This is a genomic window from Pseudomonas paraversuta (genome assembly GCF_904067025.1).
Classification (GTDB): Bacteria; Pseudomonadota; Gammaproteobacteria; order Pseudomonadales; family Pseudomonadaceae; genus Aquipseudomonas; species Aquipseudomonas paraversuta.
In genome coordinates this window covers 3,105,845-3,121,620 of record NZ_CAJFDA010000001.1, presented here as the reverse complement: position 1 = coordinate 3,121,620, position 15,776 = coordinate 3,105,845, and the positions used below count along the sequence as shown (strand labels likewise).

Annotated in this window: 13 protein-coding genes; 11 read left to right on the top strand and 2 right to left on the bottom strand. The window is 60.7% G+C overall.

Features of this window, described 5'->3' with window-relative positions; all coding sequences use genetic code 11:
• The first annotated feature begins 264 nt into the window (after positions 1-264).
• Positions 265-1,752, top strand: coding sequence for an NCS1 family nucleobase:cation symporter-1 (locus tag JQ848_RS13980; RefSeq protein WP_003442400.1), 1,488 nt, complete (start codon positions 265-267; stop codon positions 1,750-1,752).
• A gap of 48 nt (positions 1,753-1,800) precedes the next feature.
• Complete coding sequence (locus JQ848_RS13975; RefSeq protein WP_003442402.1) at positions 1,801-3,075, top strand: Zn-dependent hydrolase; 1,275 nt, start codon at positions 1,801-1,803, stop codon at positions 3,073-3,075.
• Positions 3,076-4,201: 1,126 nt separating this feature from the next.
• Here JQ848_RS13975 and JQ848_RS13970 read toward each other — a convergent pair.
• Positions 4,202-5,905, bottom strand: coding sequence for an amidase (locus JQ848_RS13970; protein WP_202210859.1), 1,704 nt, complete (start codon positions 5,903-5,905; stop codon positions 4,202-4,204).
• A gap of 170 nt (positions 5,906-6,075) precedes the next feature.
• Positions 6,076-6,945: a LysR family transcriptional regulator gene (locus tag JQ848_RS13965; protein ID WP_003445006.1), complete on the bottom strand. Its 870-nt coding sequence runs from the start codon at positions 6,943-6,945 to the stop codon at positions 6,076-6,078.
• 155 nt (positions 6,946-7,100) lie between these two features.
• On the opposite strand from JQ848_RS13965, the gene JQ848_RS13960 reads away from it, so the two are divergent.
• The 9 genes from JQ848_RS13960 (at position 7,101) to JQ848_RS13920 (ending at position 15,733) form a co-directional block, all read left to right on the top strand.
• Positions 7,101-8,138, top strand: a complete 1,038-nt coding sequence (locus JQ848_RS13960; RefSeq protein WP_003445005.1) for an amino acid ABC transporter substrate-binding protein — start codon at positions 7,101-7,103, stop codon at positions 8,136-8,138.
• A 13-nt stretch (positions 8,139-8,151) separates the two neighbouring features.
• The gene (locus JQ848_RS13955) at positions 8,152-9,306 is read left to right on the top strand and encodes an amino acid ABC transporter permease (RefSeq protein WP_003445004.1); all 1,155 of its coding nucleotides are present in this window, start codon (positions 8,152-8,154) and stop codon (positions 9,304-9,306) included.
• Between the two features lie 2 nt (positions 9,307-9,308).
• On the top strand, positions 9,309-10,406 hold the full coding sequence (locus JQ848_RS13950; RefSeq protein ID WP_003445003.1) for an amino acid ABC transporter permease: 1,098 nt from the start codon (positions 9,309-9,311) through the stop codon (positions 10,404-10,406).
• Positions 10,403-11,179, top strand: coding sequence for an amino acid ABC transporter ATP-binding protein (locus JQ848_RS13945; protein WP_003445001.1), 777 nt, complete (start codon positions 10,403-10,405; stop codon positions 11,177-11,179). The genes JQ848_RS13950 and JQ848_RS13945 overlap by 4 nt, the downstream gene beginning before the upstream one ends.
• A complete protein-coding gene (locus JQ848_RS13940) occupies positions 11,176-12,135 on the top strand; it encodes an isoaspartyl peptidase/L-asparaginase family protein (protein ID WP_160627914.1) in 960 nt (319 codons plus the stop codon). Before JQ848_RS13945 ends, JQ848_RS13940 begins: the two co-directional genes overlap by 4 nt.
• 166 nt (positions 12,136-12,301) lie before the next feature.
• Positions 12,302-12,607, top strand: a complete 306-nt coding sequence (locus JQ848_RS13935; RefSeq protein WP_010657209.1) for an NIPSNAP family protein — start codon at positions 12,302-12,304, stop codon at positions 12,605-12,607.
• 123 nt (positions 12,608-12,730) lie between these two features.
• Entirely contained in the window at positions 12,731-13,462 is a 732-nt protein-coding gene (locus tag JQ848_RS13930; RefSeq protein ID WP_202210858.1) for a GntR family transcriptional regulator, read from the top strand.
• A 123-nt stretch (positions 13,463-13,585) separates the two neighbouring features.
• Entirely contained in the window at positions 13,586-14,875 is a 1,290-nt protein-coding gene (locus JQ848_RS13925; RefSeq protein ID WP_003444993.1) for an MFS transporter, read from the top strand.
• 27 nt (positions 14,876-14,902) lie between these two features.
• Complete coding sequence (locus JQ848_RS13920; RefSeq protein WP_202210857.1) at positions 14,903-15,733, top strand: amidohydrolase family protein; 831 nt, start codon at positions 14,903-14,905, stop codon at positions 15,731-15,733.
• Positions 15,734-15,776 lie beyond the last annotated feature (43 nt).

Below are 15,776 nucleotides of genomic sequence, written 5' to 3'. Positions count from 1 at the left end.
TTTCGTTTTGTTATATGAAAAAAGAGGAACGAGTTAAAAGAGGGGTCTTTAACGGGAATGAGTGTCATTTGCCTTGATGGTTAAAACCTTTTAAACCAGCCAGTTGCAAGTACCGAAAGCCGATAGACAGGGGGAGGCAACTAACACGGCACAGTTCTTGATTGTCGCTGCCAGAACCGGATTCACCGGACCAGGCAAGTGATTCGCACTGTGTTATTGCGCAGCGCCTGTTACCAGAACACCAAAACAAGAGAGTGAACGAGCATGCAGCCAAGCAGATCACAAGTCACCGAACGTAACGGGTTGTTCGAACTGGAGGCCGGGACTGACGTTCTCGACAGTCCCCGATATAACCACGACATGGCGCCCACCAAAGTTCACGAGCGCACCTGGAACAAATGGCACATCACGGCGCTGTGGATCGGCATGTCCATCTGTGTGCCGACCTACACCCTGGGCGGCGTATTGACCGCCTACTTCGGGCTCAGTGTGGGTGAGGCGCTGCTGGCGATTTTTCTGGCCAATATCGTGGTCCTGATTCCGTTGACCCTCAATGCATTTGCGGGCACCAAGTACGGCATTCCCTTTCCGGTATTGCTGCGATCCTCGTTCGGCATCCTTGGCTCCAACGTTCCGTGCCTGATCCGCGCCCTGGTGGCCTGCGGCTGGTTCGGCATTCAAACCCTGTTCGGCGGCCTGGCCATTCACCTGTTCCTGGGGTCGGTATTTGAAGGCTGGAAAAGCCTCGGCGGCACCGGAGAAGTGATCGGCTTCATGGTGTTCTGGGCCCTCAATCTGTGGGTGGTATTACGCGGTGCCGAGTCGATCAAATGGCTTGAAACCCTGTCGGCCCCGCTGCTGGTACTGGTCGGTATCGGCTTGCTGGTTTGGGCGTTACCAAACGTGTCAATGACCGAGTTGCTGGCCCAGCCGCCCAAGCGCCCCGAGGGTGCCAGCGTGTACGGATACTTCTTTGCCGGCCTGACCGCCATGGTCGGTTTCTGGGCGACCCTGTCCCTGAATATCCCGGACTTCAGCCGCTACGCCAAAAGCCAGAAAGACCAGATTCTGGGCCAGATATTCGGTTTGCCCCTGACCATGTTTCTGTTCGCCGCGCTGGGGGTAGTGCTGACCGCTGCCTCGGAAAAACTGGTGGGCGTCACGGTGTCCGATCCGGTGAGCCTCATTGGCCACATCCAGAGTCCTGGCTGGGTGGCCCTGGCCATGGCCCTGATCATCATCGCCACGCTGTCCACCAACACGGCCGCCAACATTGTCTCGCCCACCAACGACTTCCAGAACATCGCGCCAAAACTGATCAACCGCACCAAGGCCGTGATGTTGACCGGTCTGGTGGGACTGGCCTTGATGGCCCATGAACTGCTGAAAAAACTCGGCCTGCTGGTCTCTGACGTGAGCCTTGAAACCGTGTACTCCAACTGGCTGCTGGGCTATTCCAGCCTGCTGGGGCCGATTGCCGGGATCATGGTGGTGGACTATTTCATCATCCGTCAGCAAAAACTCGACCTTGAGGGGCTCTACCTCGATGGTGTGTACCCGGCCTGGAACTGGAACGGTTTCATTGCCTTCGGCGTGCCGGTTGCGCTGACCCTGTTGTCACTGGGCAGCAGCGCCTTCAGCTGGTTTTACGACTACGGCTGGTTTACCGGGTCGTTACTGGGAGCTGCGATTTACTACGGATTGTGCCGCCTGAGCCGCCCGCAGGTGACCGTGGTCAAAGGTGCAATTTGAAATCCCCCCCCCCATCAATTCTTATAAGAACTGCCTGAGGAAAACGCCATGAACGCTGTACAAGACCTTCAGCAGCAACGCCCGCAGTCCATCAATGGAGAGCGCCTCTGGGCCTCGCTGATGGAGCTGGCGCAACTGGGAGCCACAGTCAAAGGCGGGGTCTGTCGCCTGGCCCTGACCGACCTCGACCGTCAGGCCCGGGACATCTTCGTACGCTGGTGTGAAGAAGCGGGCTGCACGGTCAGTGTCGACGCGGTGGGCAATATTTTCGCCCGTCGTCCCGGGCTCAACCCGGACTTGCCGCCAGTAATGACCGGCAGCCATATCGATACCCAGCCCACCGGCGGCAAGTTTGACGGTTGCTACGGAGTGCTGGCGGGTGTCGAAGTACTGCGCACGCTCAATGACCTCAACATCGAGACACAAGCCCCGCTGGAAGTGGTGGTGTGGACCAATGAAGAAGGCTCGCGGTTTGCGCCGTGCATGATGGGCTCCGGGGTATTTGCGGAAAAATTCACCCTTGAAGAGACCCTGGCCAAGACCGACGCCCAGGGCGTAACGGTTGCCGAGGCCCTGAATGCCATTGGTTATGCCGGCAGCCGCAAAGTCAGTGGCCACCCGGTGGGTGCTTACTTCGAAGCCCATATCGAGCAAGGGCCGATCCTTGAAGACGAACGCAAAACCATAGGCGTGGTGCTTGGCGCTCTGGGGCAAAAATGGTTCGACCTCAACCTGCGCGGCGTAGAAGCCCACGCGGGACCGACGCCCATGCACCTGCGCAAAGACGCCCTGGTCGGCGCTGCGGCCGTGGTGGCCGCGGTCAACCAGGCCGCCTTGAGCCATCAGCCCCATGCCTGTGGCACCGTGGGTTGCCTGCAAGCCTATCCGGGGTCACGCAACGTAATCCCGGGCGAAGTGCGCATGACTCTGGATTTCCGTCACCTGTTGCCGGAGCGACTGGACTCGATGATCGAGCAAGTGCGTGGAGTGATCGAAGCCACCTGCAAGCAGCATGGCCTGAGTTTTGAACTGACCCCGACTGCGGACTTCCCGCCGTTGTACTTCAACCCGGATTGTGTGGATGCGGTGCGCGACGCGGCCAATGAGTTGGGGTTATCCAACATGGACATCGTCAGCGGGGCAGGGCATGACGCGATCTTCCTGGCCGAGCTGGGTCCGGCGGGGATGATTTTTGTGCCCTGTGAGGGGGGGATCAGTCACAACGAGATCGAGAATGCCGATCCCGGGGATCTGGCGGCGGGATGTGCGGTGTTGCTCAAGGCGATGCTTGCGGCATCGCAGATAGTTGCGCAAACCCGCTAAGGGGTGTTGCTGGCGTCTTTGGGGTGCATAAACGGATATGTACGCGGTACCGCAGTTAAAACTGAGCGTACATATCCGTTCTATGTATCACGGCTTTTTACGGGTTTCGCCCTTACGGCGAGTCCCTTTTGGCAAACGCCGAGTGTCGGACCATCCCAAAAAGAACCAAAAGGTCTGCGCCCTACCATACGGCCGAGCTCGCCTAGGCTCGCCCGGTTCCCTCACTCCGGCACTGTTGTGGGGGCACGCCGTGACGGGCCATCCATGGCCCGGCACGGCTGGCTCGGCGTCCTGCCTCGCCACCCCCACAACAGCACCTGCGTTCGGCCTCCTGTGATGGGCGTCTGCGTCGTTTCGGCTATCGAGTGGCGGCAGGGGCATCGTTTTTAAAAGCAAAAAGCAAAAAGCTAAACAGCGCCTTCAGGGGCGTTTTTGATCTGCTTTTGATCTGCTTTTGATCTGCTTTTGATTTGTTTTTGATCTTGATCTACTGGCCCCTTCGGGAGGCCGAGAGGAGGTTCTGCGTAGTGGTCCTCCCGGCATGGATGCCGGGAGAGCCGTGTTGGGCCATGGATGGCCCGTCACGGCGTGGCCACGGAGCGGGACCGGAGCGAGGGAACCTGAGCGCAGCGAAGGCCGTACGCTGGGGCAAGGCCTTTTTGCTTACTTTTGTGGCTGTTTGACAAAAGTGAGCCGCCGTAAGGGCGGAACCCGTAGAAAGCTGTGATACATCAAACGGATATGTACGCGGTATTCCAGCTGCTTGAACTAGGTACATATCCGTTCAATGCGCAACGGCGATTTACGGGTTTCGCCCTTACGGCGAGTCCCTTTTGGCAAACGCCCCAAAAGGAACCAAAAGGTCTGTGCCCTACCATACGGCCGAGCTCGCCTAGGCTCGCCCGGTGCCCTCACTCCGGCGCTGTTGTGGGGGCACGCCGTGACGGGCCATCCATGGCCCGGCACGGCTGGCTCGGCGTCCTGCCTCGCCACCCCCACAACAGCCCCTGCGTTCGGCCTCCTGTGATGGGCATCCGCGTCGTTTCGACTATCGAGTGGCGGCAGGAGCATCGTCTTTAAAAGCCCAAGCCCAAGCCCAAGCCCAAGCCCAAACCAAAACCAGAACTTATGCCAATGGCGGCGTCCTCGGCGGGATCAGGCGTTTGCTGCCGGTGGCTTCAAACGCCGCAGCAAACCGCAACAACGCCGAATCATCATAGGCCCTACCGGCAAAGGTCAGCCCCACCGGCATGCCAATATCCGCCATCACACCCATAGGCACCGTCACCGTCGGCACACCCAGATGCCGGATCGCCAGGTTACCGTTGGCAACCCAAACCCCATTGCTCCACGCAATATCCGCAGATACCGGATTCACATCCGCATCCGCCGGCCCTACATCGGCAACCGTCGGGAACAGCACTGCATCCAGACCCAGACCATCCATCCAGTCCTCCAGGTCAATCCTGCGGGTCTGCTCCAGACCGCGCAGGCCATCCGGCACGGTACTGATCCGGTCCCACGGGGTAATGCCGCGCTCGGCCATGCGCACATATTCATCCATGCCCGCCGCCAGTTCATCTTCGCGATTGGGCAAGGTTCCCGGGTCGTGGGGGAAGATCAGTGCACCGTCAACGTCTGCCAGACAGCCAAGTTTCGGATCACCATTGGCCCGCAGGAAGTCGTCAAACGCCCAGGCCGACAGCTCCCACAACTCATCATGCAAAAACTCTTTGGACACCAGACCGCGGGTAAACACGGTGGGTGCTCCGGGGCGGTCACCCTCGCAATTGGATACCAGCGGGAAGTCGACTTCGATCACTTCACCACCCCGGGCTTCAATGGCCTGACGCGCGGCTTGCCAGAGCTCGATCACCGAGGCCCGGGTAATGATCCGCTGGCCGGTCGGGCCGCCAATACCCGGTGCTTCGGCCGTGCCCGCTTCGGGGTCGGCATTGATGTACATGCGCGGTATGCCAAAGCGCTTGCCTGCCAGTGCGTCAGCGCCGGCATTGAGCTCTGCGTAAGAGGCAGGGCGCACCGAGGCCACTGCGGGTATCGGTACCCAGGGCTGCAGGCGCCACAGATCACCGCGGGTGTCCGGGTCTTCGGCCACGACCACGTCCAGTACTTCAAGCAGGTCGGCCATGGTTCTGGCAAACGGCACCACCACGTCCATGGTCGGGGTCAGCGGCCAGTTGCCGCGCACCGAAATCACCCCGCGCGATGGGGTATAGGCGCACAAACCATTGTTCGAGGCCGGGCCTCGTCCGCTGGACCAGGTTTCTTCCGCCAGACCAAATGCCGAAAAACTGGCTGCGGTTGCCGTGCCTGCACCGTTGGATGAGCCCGAGGCAAAGGGCGCGGTGAGGTAGTCGGCGTTATACGGGCTCTCGGCACGGCCATATACCCCGCGCTGCATGCCACCGTTGGCCATGGGCGGCATATTGGTCTTGCCCAGGCAAATGGCCCCGGCACCACGCAGGCGTTCGATGGTAAACGCATCGCGATGGGCCACCAGGTCCTTGAAGGCGGGGCTGCCCGACGCTGCGGTCAGCCCTTTCACCAGATAGCTGTCCTTGGCGGTGTAGGGGATGCCGTCCAGAGGTCCCAGGGTCTGGCCCTTGGCCCGCCGTGCATCGCTGGCCTGCGCTTCGGCCAGCGCCTCAGGGTTGCGCACCACCACGGCATTGAGGGCAGTGGCTGTATCGGGCGTGTCATAGGCATCGATGCGGGCAAGATAAGCCTGCACCAGCTCAACCGCCGTTACCTGTCTGGACTCGAGCGCGGCGCGCAGTTGGGCGATGGGGACCTCGGTGACTTCAAACATGCGCTTACCGCTGGTTGCTGATGGGGGACGCAGAGCTTATCTAAAGTCGTACCTGCTCAGCCAGCGATGTGATGATAAACCCTGCCCGTTCCAGCCCCATGTAGGAGCGAGCTTGTCTCGCGAGCTTTTTGCCGGGCCCATATTGAAGGCTGTGGCGCCGGTAGACCTGGCTACAACCTCTGCCAAAACGCATCGGCCTGGGGATTACGGTTATCCCGCCAGCGCACCAGAATCACTTCCAGATGGTCCGATTCCATGTCCGGATACAAGCGCACCAGTTCCTGGCGCTCGATCAGGGGCGCGACCATGCTGTGGGGCATGCACGCCACGCCCTGGCCGCTGGCGACCATGGGTTTCAGGGCTTCGGATACGGTCGCTTCGAACACCTGCAGCAGGCGCTGTGGTTGTGGATGGCGGTTGATCTGGGTGCGCGACAGTTCATGCAGTTGCGCACTGCGCGAGTAACTCAACAGCGGGATCGGCGCATCGGTCTGCGCACAGTGCGCGGCCAGGGCCGGGGTGGCGACCCAGTACAGTTCGTCCTGGCCCAGGGACTTGACCTCGAACTCGCTCTGACGGGAGTAGGGCGCAGTCTTGGCGTCGCGGTAGAACAGGATGAAATCGCAACGTCCCGACATCAGCGCCATGTAGTAATCATCGGTGCTGCGATAACCGGTATCGATCCGGGTAAACAGGGGCGCCTCAGGGCTGTTGAGCCGGCTGATCCAGCCCGGGAAAAAGTTGCAGGCCAGGGTGTGCAACGAGGCGAATGTCAGCGGCCGGTTCAGCACTCTTACGCTCTGCTCGCAGTCCCGGGCCATGCGCACCAGTTCCACGGCATTCGGCAGCAGGGCTTCGCCGGCAGCCGTCAGGCGCACCGGGTTGCGGTCGCGGTCCACCAGGGTCGCTCCCAGGTGGCCTTCAAGTAACTGAATGCGCCGGCTCAACGCCGATTGCGACGAGCCACGCATGCTGGCAGCCGCGGTGAACTTGCCGGTATCGGCCAGGGCGAGAAAGTCTTCATACCAGTCGATATTCATAGAGTTATTCCAATATTCGATAGGGCGTCCAGCATTGTGGATCAAGAGTCGCTATCCGGCCCGTGGCTCTGTCTTTATTGTGCCCATAACACGCCACCTGCCGTTGAACTGTGGTTGTCAGGCATAACAAGAAGAATTTTTAAAGGGGCAATGATATGCACAAATTGAATAGGGTGAAGCTTTTACTTGGCGCGCCCGTACTGGCACTGCTCGCCACCTGTGTCCAAACCGCCCAGGCAGGTGTGCTGGATAAAGTCAAAGCCCATGGCTCTGTGCGCTGTGGGGTAGCCGGCGACAAACCGGGCTTTTCCCTGATCGATGACAAGGGGCGCTGGACCGGCATGGACGTGGATCTCTGCCGGGCAGTGGCTGCCGCGGTGCTGGGCGATGCGGACAAGGTCGAGTACCTGACCACCACCGCCAAAAACCGCTTTACCGCCCTGGCGTCCGGGGAAATCGACATTCTGTCCCGCGCCGCGTCCTGGACGGCCGAGCGGATAGCCAACCTGGGGGTGGATTTCACCACCGTCTGGTTTTATGACGGCCAGGGCTTTATGACCCACGCCGCCGACGGCATCGAAAAACTCACCGATCTGGACGGCGCAACCTTTTGCCTGTCACCGGGCACCACCTCCGAGCAGAATCTGGAGGACTATTTCGGCCGCCGTGGCCTGACCTATAAAACCGTGGTCATCGAGAAAAGCCCCGAGCTGTACGCGGCCTTCCAGCGCGGGCGCTGCAATGCCATCTCCAACGACTCCTCGGGCCTGGCCGCACGCCTGGCGCTGATGAACAACCCCCAGGACTACGCGCTGCTGCCCGAAGTGATCTCCAAGGAGCCTCTGGGCGCTTTCGTCGCCCAGGGTGACACCACCTGGCGCAACATCGTGACCTGGACCGCCTACGCGCTGATGACCGGTGAAGAGCTGGGCGTGACCTCGGACAACGTCGACCAGTTACGCACCAGTAAAACGGCATCAACCGATATCGCCCGTTTGCTGGGGACTGAAGGCACCATCGGTCAATCCTTTGGCCTGGACAATGACTGGGCATACCGCGCCCTCAAGCAAGTGGGCAATTACGCGCAGATCTACGACCGTAACCTCGGCCAGCAGACAGCCCTGAACATTCCCCGCGGGTTGAACCGCAGCTGGAAAGACCATGGCTTGATGTATGCACCGCCGATTCGTTAAGGGAATTACGCTTATGTCGACCCATCGTTCGCCCAATCTGCGTCTGTCCAGTGTGTTGCAGCAGGGGCTGGTACTGGCCCTGGTTGCGGCAGTCTTTTATTTGCTCGCCAGTAACGCCGCGTTGAACCTCAAGCACCTGAATATCGCCTCGGGATTCGGTTTTTTATCTCAGCGTGCCGGTTACGACATCAGTTTCTCGCTGATTGACTACACCCCGGACGCGACCTACGCCCGGGCTTATCTGGTGGGCCTGCTCAACACCTTGCTGGTATCGGTGCTGAGTATTGTGCTGGCGACCCTGCTGGGTGGCGCACTGGGCCTGGCCAGGGTCTCGGACAACTGGCTGATCAAGCGCCTGAGCGGCACCTGCGTCGAGTTTCTGCGCAATGTGCCGCTGGTGGTGCATCTGGTGTGGTGGTACGGGCTGGTCCTGGCCTTGCCCGGGGTCAAACACTCGGCTTCACTGGCCGGCGTGGTGTTTTTGAACAACAACGGCCTCACCCTGCCTTGGCTTGAGCAAGGCAGCCTGGTGGGTTGGGGCCTGACCTTGATGGCCCTGGGTACCTTGCTGGGCTATGGGTTTTGTCGAGTCAAGGATGCCCGTGCGCCGTGGCGCGGGTTTGCTTCCCGGCGCTGGCCGGCACTGTTGGCCGGGGCTCTGTTGCTGCCGTTGCTGGTATACGCCTTGAGCGGGGCCCAGGTGCAGTGGGAGGTGCCGGTGCAGCGTGGCTTCGGCTTCAAGGGCGGGATCACCCTGGTACCGGAAATGCTCGCCCTGTGTCTGGCCCTGTCGTTCTACAGCGCCAGTTACATCGCCGAAATCGTGCGCGGCGCCATCGAGTCGGTTCATCGCGGCCAGTACGAAGCAGCCAGGGCACTGGGCTTCAAGTCCGGCTCAACCATGCGCCAGCTGATCGTGCCGCAAGCGATCTACCCGATGATTCCGCAGATCACCAACACCTACCTCAACATCGTCAAGAACTCCTCGCTGGGGGTAGTCATCGGTTTCATGGAGCTGGTGTCGTCCACAGGCGGCACCACCCTGAACCAGACCGGCCAGGCCATTGAGTGCATCGCCCTGGTGATGGGCACTTACTGTGCAATCAGCCTGGTGATCTCCCTGGGGATGAACATCTACAACCACCGTATCGGCCAGAGGGGGCACTGAACATGACTGCAATGAATCAAGCACTGACGCTGCCGTTGGCGCCGCCACGACTGCCCTGGACCCGGCGCGCGCTGACCTGGACCCGCAGCCAGCTGTTCCCCAGCGCGGGCCACAGTTTGCTGACCCTCGGGGTGATTGCACTGCTGTGCTGGTGCGTGCCCGCGGCCCTCAACTGGCTGGTTTTTGATGCCACCTTCGTTGGCGAACATGCCAGGGATTGCAACCCTGCCGGGGCTTGCTGGTTGCCGATAACCCAGCGCTGGAACCTGTTTGTCTATGGCTTCTATCCCCAGGCCGAACAGTGGCGGGTGACCCTGTCATTTGTGCTGGCGGGTTCGGCGTTCGGGCTGCTGTTTTTCAAGCGCCTGGACCGTCGCCTGCTCCTGGCTTACCTGGCGTTGCTGCCCATCGTGATGTGGTGGCTGCTCAAGGGCGGCGCCGGTTTGCCGGAGGTGTCTTCGACCAGGTTCGCCGGGATGCTGGTAACGGTGTTCCTCGGCACGGCCGGGATGATTTTCGCCTTGCCGCTGGGAATTCTGCTGGCCCTGGGCAGACGCTCCAAACTGCCGGTGGTCCGCCTGCTGTGCGTGCTGTACATCGAGCTGGTGCGTTCGGTGCCGGTGATCTCGCTGCTGTTCATGGCGTCGCTGATGATTCAACTGTTCCTGCCGCCGGGTTCGGCTTTTGACATCCTGCTGCGGGTGCAGCTGGTGTTGATCCTGTTCACCGCAGCCTATATGGCCGAGACCCTGCGTGGCGGCTTGCAGAATCTGCCCAGGGGCCAGTACGAAGCAGCCCAGGCACTGGGCTTCGGCTACTGGAAAACCATGGGCCAGATCATCCTGCCGCAGGTGCTCAAGCAATCCATTGCGCCGTTGCTGACGCAGTTTATCGGCCTGTTCAAAGAGACCACGCTGGTGATGATTGTCGGCGTACTGGACATCGTGGGCATTGCCATGAGCACCGCCGTCACCCCTGAGTGGGTCGAGTACGGCCACGAAATCTATGTGTTCCTGGCGATTTATTTCTTTGTCATCTGTTTTGCACTGTCGCGCTACGCCCGACACCTTGAACAACGTATGGAGCAGAGCCGCTCATGATCAGCAAAGCCAAGTCCGATCCAGCCCTGATGGTGCGCATCGAGCAATTGAACAAATGGTTCGGTAATGCCCACGTACTGAAAAATATTTCCCTGAACGTTGAAGCGGGGGAGAAGGTGGTGATTTGCGGGCCTTCGGGTTCGGGCAAGTCGACCCTGATCCGCTGCATCAACCAGCTCGAACAACACCAGCAAGGCACAGTCGAGGTCCTGGGGGAGGAGCTCAATGGCAGCGTCAAGGGGCTGGAGCGCATTCGTCGTCAGGTCGGCATGTGCTTTCAGCACTTCAATCTGTTCCCCCATCTCACCGTGCTGAAAAACTGCACCCTGGCGCAAACCTCCAACCTTGGCGTGCCCCAGGACCAGGCCATCGAGCGCGCCCTGAGCCTGTTGGACAAGGTCAAGATGCGCGACCATGCCAACAAGTTTCCGTCCCAGTTGTCCGGCGGCCAGCAGCAACGTATCGCGATTGCCCGGGCGTTGTGCATGCAGCCCAAAGTCATGTTGTTTGATGAGCCAACCTCGGCCCTGGACCCGGAAATGATTGCCGAGGTCCTGGAGGTGATGACCAGTCTGGCCCATGAAGGCATGACCATGATCTGTGTGACCCACGAGATGGGTTTCGCGCGCAAGGTCGCGGACCGGATTGTATTTATGGATCAGGGCGAAATTGTTGAAGAGGCCCCGCCCGAGCGATTTTTCTCGGCCCCTGAATCCCCGCGAACCCAACGTTTTTTGAGCCAGATCATCAACCACGGAGTGCATGCACAATGACCCCTTCTATTGCCATGGCCTTGCACGGTGGCGCCGGCGTACTGATGCCCGGCATGCTGACTGAAGACGACGAACAGGCGATCCACCAGGCGTTGTTGCAGGCGCTCAAGGCCGGGGTTGCAGTGCTGGAGCGCGGCGGTAGCAGCCTGGATGCGGTGCAGGCCAGCGTGGTCGAGCTGGAGGAGTGCCCCTGGTTCAATGCCGGAAAAGGCGCTGTCTTTACCCACTGCGGCGATCATGAACTGGACGCCGCGATCATGAACGGCGCCAACCTGGAGGCCGGTGCAGTGGCGGGCGTGCACCATGTGCGCAACCCGATTTGCGGAGCGCGGGCGGTGCTTGAGCACAGTGAACATGTGTTGCTGGCCGGTACCGGCGCCGATCTGTTCCTGTCCGAGCAAGCGGGGCTGGAGCATGTCAGCAACGATTGGTATGACACGCCCTTGCGCCGTCGGCAGTGGGCCGCCCAGCAACAGCAACCCGAGACCCTGATGCTGGAGCCGGGGGGCATTGAAAAGAAATTCGGCACCGTGGGCGCTGTGGCCCTGGACTGCAACGGGCATGTGGCAGCAGCCACCTCCACCGGTGGCATTACCAACAAGCGCTACGGTCGGGTAGGCGACTCGCCGCTGATCGGCTCCGGTACCTGGGCCGATGACCGCAGTGCCGCCATCTCGGCCACCGGGCACGGCGAATTCTTTATCCGCACCGTGGTCGCCCATAACATCGCGTCGCGTATCCGCCTGGTGGGATCGAGCCTGGACCAGGCCTGTGAGGCGGTGGTGCAGGGCGAGCTCAAGGAACTGGGAGGCAGCGGCGGCGTAGTGGCGGTATCCCCTTCGGGCGAGACCGTTCTGAGCTTCAACACCCCCGGCATGTACCGCGCCTGGCGGGATGCGGAGGGTGGTATGCACACGGCGATTTATGCCGAGGATGACCGCCTGCACGCTGTTTGACGCATACCGCCCCCTGTAGGAGCGAGCGTGCTCGCAAGCTCTTTGTTGTCAGGTTGCAAAGGCTCGCTCCTGCAGGGGAAGGCGGGTGGGGCGCAGTGATGGCATATTGACCTCAGAGGAGGCCGCAGCTTAGTCTCGGCCTCCTTTTACGCCATGGACTGAAGACATGATTACCTGCCATCTGCGCTATGTGATTGACCCTTACAAACTGGCCGAATTCGAAGCGTACGGGCGGTTGTGGATCCCGCTGGTAGAGAAATTCGGTGGCATCCACCACGGCTACTTCCTGCCATCGGAAGGCGCCAACAACATAGCGCTGGCCATGTTTTCGTTCCCCTCCCTGGCAGCCTATGAAGACTACCGCGAGCGCTCTAAAACCGACCCTGAGTGCATCGCGGCGTTCAAGCTGGCAGAGGACAACCGCTGCATTGTCAGTTACGAGCGCAGCTTCCTGCGTCCGGTGTTCCAGTAACCGGGCAGCGACTACGGATTACCAGGGTGAATATTCCGATCCATATTGACAGTCATTGGCGATGAGGAAATACTCGTCGCCAATATTCATATATATGACTATATAACTTGGCGCATAAAGTCTATGAATGCTCTTTCCAGTGATACCCGCCTGCCGCATTACCAACGCCTGCGTGACCATCTGGCTGAGCAGATCGCCAGGAACCGCTGGCGCCCGGGGGAGGCGATTCCTACCGAGGCTGCGCTGTCTGCGCAATATCACCTGTCCACCGGCACCGTGCGCAAAGCCATAGACATGCTGGTCAGTGATGGCGTCCTGGAACGTCAACAGGGTCGCGGTACCTTTGTCCGCCGTCCCCAGTTTCAATCTTCGCTGTTCCGGTTTTTCCGCTTTCAGACTGCCTCCGGCGAACGCCGGGTGCCGCAAAGTCGCATCCTCAGCGTCGAGCCCGTGGCTGCGCCCTCGGCAGTGGCCCAGGCGCTGGGGCTGGCTGTCGATGCAGCAGTGATCCGGATTGTGCGTATTCGCCTGCTGGAAGTTCAGCCGCTGCTTGCCGAAGAAATCTGGCTGCCCCGCAGCCGTTTCGAACCGCTGCTCAAGATCGATCTGAGTGAGCAGGGGCCGTTGCTGTATCCCATCTACGAAGAGATGTGCGGCCAGGTTGTGGCCTATGCCGAAGAAACCCTGACCGCCGAATCGGTCAATGAAGTGCATGCCCGGCTGCTGCAGGTCGAGGTCAACAGCCCGGTGGTGGTGATCGAGCGGCTGGCCCGGGATTACGCCGGTACGCCGCTGGAGTGGCGACGCTCGCGCGGGCATGCCGAGCATTTCCGTTACAGCGTGGATATCCGTTAACCCCCCCACCCTGTGGGCCCGTTGGCCGGCAGGGGGTTCATCGTTGTGTTTGTCATGACTGGCCCGATAGCGGCGCGGTTCGCGTTCGGCTGCCTCAGGTTCCACCCCATAAGGATAAGAATCATGTTCAGTTGGTATCGGCAGGTCACTCCCCGGGAGCGAAAAACGTTTTGGGCCTGCTTCGGCGGATGGTCCCTCGACGCGCTGGAAGTACAAATGTTCGGTCTGGCGATTCCGGCGCTGATTGCCGCCTTCGCCTTGACCAAGGGCGATGCAGGATTGATCAGCGCTGTCACCCTGGTGACGTCGGCGATCGGTGGCTGGGTCGGCGGCACGCTGTCTGACCGCTATGGTCGGGTGCGCACGCTGCAGTGGATGATTCTCTGGTTCTCGTTCTTCACCTTTCTGTCAGCCTTCGTCACCGGCTTCCATCAACTGTTGATCGTCAAGGCGCTGCAGGGGTTTGGCATCGGTGGCGAATGGGCGGCCGGCGCAGTACTGATGGCCGAGACCATCAACCCGAAATATCGCGGCAAGGTCATGGGCACCGTGCAAAGCGCCTGGGCGGTCGGTTGGGGTCTGGCGGTCGGGGTGTTCGCCCTGATCTATTCGCTGGTACCGCAGGACATGGCCTGGCGCGTGATGTTCGTGGTCGGGTTGCTGCCTTCGTTCCTGATCATCTGGGTGCGGCGCAATGTCGAGGAGCCCGACAGCTTCCAGCGCATGCAAAAGGAACGTGTCATCCCCCAAAGCTTCTTCAAATCCCTGGCGGGCATCTTCCGCCCGGAACTGATCCGCGTGACCCTGTTCGGGGGGCTGCTGGGGCTGGGCGCCCACGGTGGTTACCACGCGGTCATGACCTGGCTGCCGACCTTCCTTAAAACCGAGCGCAACCTGTCGGTACTCAACTCCGGCGGTTATCTGGCGGTGATTATCTTTGCCTTCTGGTGCGGCTGCGTGGTCAGCGGTTTGTTGATCGACCGTATCGGGCGTCGCAAGAACATTGTGCTGTTCGCGTTGTGCTGTGTGGTCACGGTGCAGTGCTACGTGTTCCTGCCGCTGAGCAATACCCAGATGCTGTTTCTCGGCTTCCCGCTGGGCTTCTTCGCCGCCGGTATTCCCGCAAGCCTTGGGGCCCTGTTTAACGAACTGTACCCGGCGGACGTGCGCGGTGCCGGTGTGGGTTTTTGCTACAACTTTGGCCGGGTGCTGTCGGCGGTGTTCCCGTTCCTGGTCGGGCATATGAGCGAGTCCATGTCCCTGGGCTCGGCGATTGGCATCGACGCCGGCATCGCCTATGGCGTAGCCGTTCTCGCCGCCCTTTGCTTGCCGGAAACCCGTGGCCGCAGCCTTGAAAAATCCACGTCCGTGATCCCGGACGACACCCTTGGCAAAGAGGGCGCCCGTGCCTGAAGCCGCTTACTTTTGTAGATGAAATCCATGTCTGATCCCCGTTCCACAACCCTGACCGGCATCGATAGCCATGCCCATGTATTCAGTCGCGAGCTGAGCCTGAGCGCGGCCCGGCGTTACACCCCGGACTATGACGCGACCCTGGTGCAGTACTTGAAATACCTGGGCGACCACGGTCTGAGTCACGGCGTGCTGGTGCAGCCCAGCTTTCTGGGCACCGATAACAGCTACCTGCTGGCAGCGCTGGAACAGGCGCCCCGGCAACTGCGCGGGGTGGTGGTGCTGGAACCCGGGGTCAAGCCCGGGGTGCTGCACGACATGGCCCGCCAGGGCGTGGTCGGGGTACGCCTGAACTTGATGGGCAAGGCCTTGCCGGACCTGGCCGAGCCAGTCTGGAAAGACTTTCTGGGCCGCATTGCCGGGCTGGGCTGGCATGTCGAGTTGCACCGTCAGATCGAGGACCTGCCGGATCTTGCACGCCAGCTACTGGCGTCCGGGGTCAAAGTGGTGATTGATCATTTTGGCCGCCCGGACGCACGTCTGGGTCTGGATCAACCCGGTTTTGCGCAAATGCTCGAACTGGGGCGCAGCGGTCGGGTATGGGTGAAAGTCTCTGGCATCTATCGTCTGGGTGGCAGCGAGCGGCAAAACCTCGAGTTTGCCCGGGCGGCATTGCCCTTACTGGTGCAGAACTTTGGCCCGGACCGATTGGTGTGGGGCAGTGACTGGCCGCATACCCAGCATGAACACACTATTGACTATGCCCGGGTGATTGAGCAGTTGCAGGCCCTGCAATGCCCGGCGCCATTGCTGCAGTCGCTGCAGGTGCAGGCGGCTAAAGTCTTATTCGGGTTTTGACTGCAGATCGGTCAGTATCGAGTTTGATCTTGTCAATGTAATC

Excerpts from the sequence above, each read along its gene's own strand:
- JQ848_RS13955 (WP_003445004.1), top strand. The coding sequence starts at position 8,152 with ATGTCGACCCATCGTTCGCCCAATCTGCGTCTGTCCAGTGTGTTGCAG.
- JQ848_RS13965 (WP_003445006.1), bottom strand. The coding sequence starts at position 6,945 with ATGAATATCGACTGGTATGAAGACTTTCTCGCCCTGGCCGATACCGGC.
- JQ848_RS13920 (WP_202210857.1), top strand. The coding sequence starts at position 14,903 with ATGTCTGATCCCCGTTCCACAACCCTGACCGGCATCGATAGCCATGCC.
- JQ848_RS13975 (WP_003442402.1), top strand. The coding sequence starts at position 1,801 with ATGAACGCTGTACAAGACCTTCAGCAGCAACGCCCGCAGTCCATCAAT.
- JQ848_RS13960 (WP_003445005.1), top strand. The coding sequence starts at position 7,101 with ATGCACAAATTGAATAGGGTGAAGCTTTTACTTGGCGCGCCCGTACTG.
- JQ848_RS13940 (WP_160627914.1), top strand. The coding sequence starts at position 11,176 with ATGACCCCTTCTATTGCCATGGCCTTGCACGGTGGCGCCGGCGTACTG.
- JQ848_RS13950 (WP_003445003.1), top strand. The coding sequence starts at position 9,309 with ATGACTGCAATGAATCAAGCACTGACGCTGCCGTTGGCGCCGCCACGA.
- JQ848_RS13970 (WP_202210859.1), bottom strand. The coding sequence starts at position 5,905 with ATGTTTGAAGTCACCGAGGTCCCCATCGCCCAACTGCGCGCCGCGCTC.
- JQ848_RS13945 (WP_003445001.1), top strand. The coding sequence starts at position 10,403 with ATGATCAGCAAAGCCAAGTCCGATCCAGCCCTGATGGTGCGCATCGAG.
- JQ848_RS13930 (WP_202210858.1), top strand. The coding sequence starts at position 12,731 with ATGAATGCTCTTTCCAGTGATACCCGCCTGCCGCATTACCAACGCCTG.
- JQ848_RS13980 (WP_003442400.1), top strand. The coding sequence starts at position 265 with ATGCAGCCAAGCAGATCACAAGTCACCGAACGTAACGGGTTGTTCGAA.
- JQ848_RS13935 (WP_010657209.1), top strand. The coding sequence starts at position 12,302 with ATGATTACCTGCCATCTGCGCTATGTGATTGACCCTTACAAACTGGCC.
- JQ848_RS13925 (WP_003444993.1), top strand. The coding sequence starts at position 13,586 with ATGTTCAGTTGGTATCGGCAGGTCACTCCCCGGGAGCGAAAAACGTTT.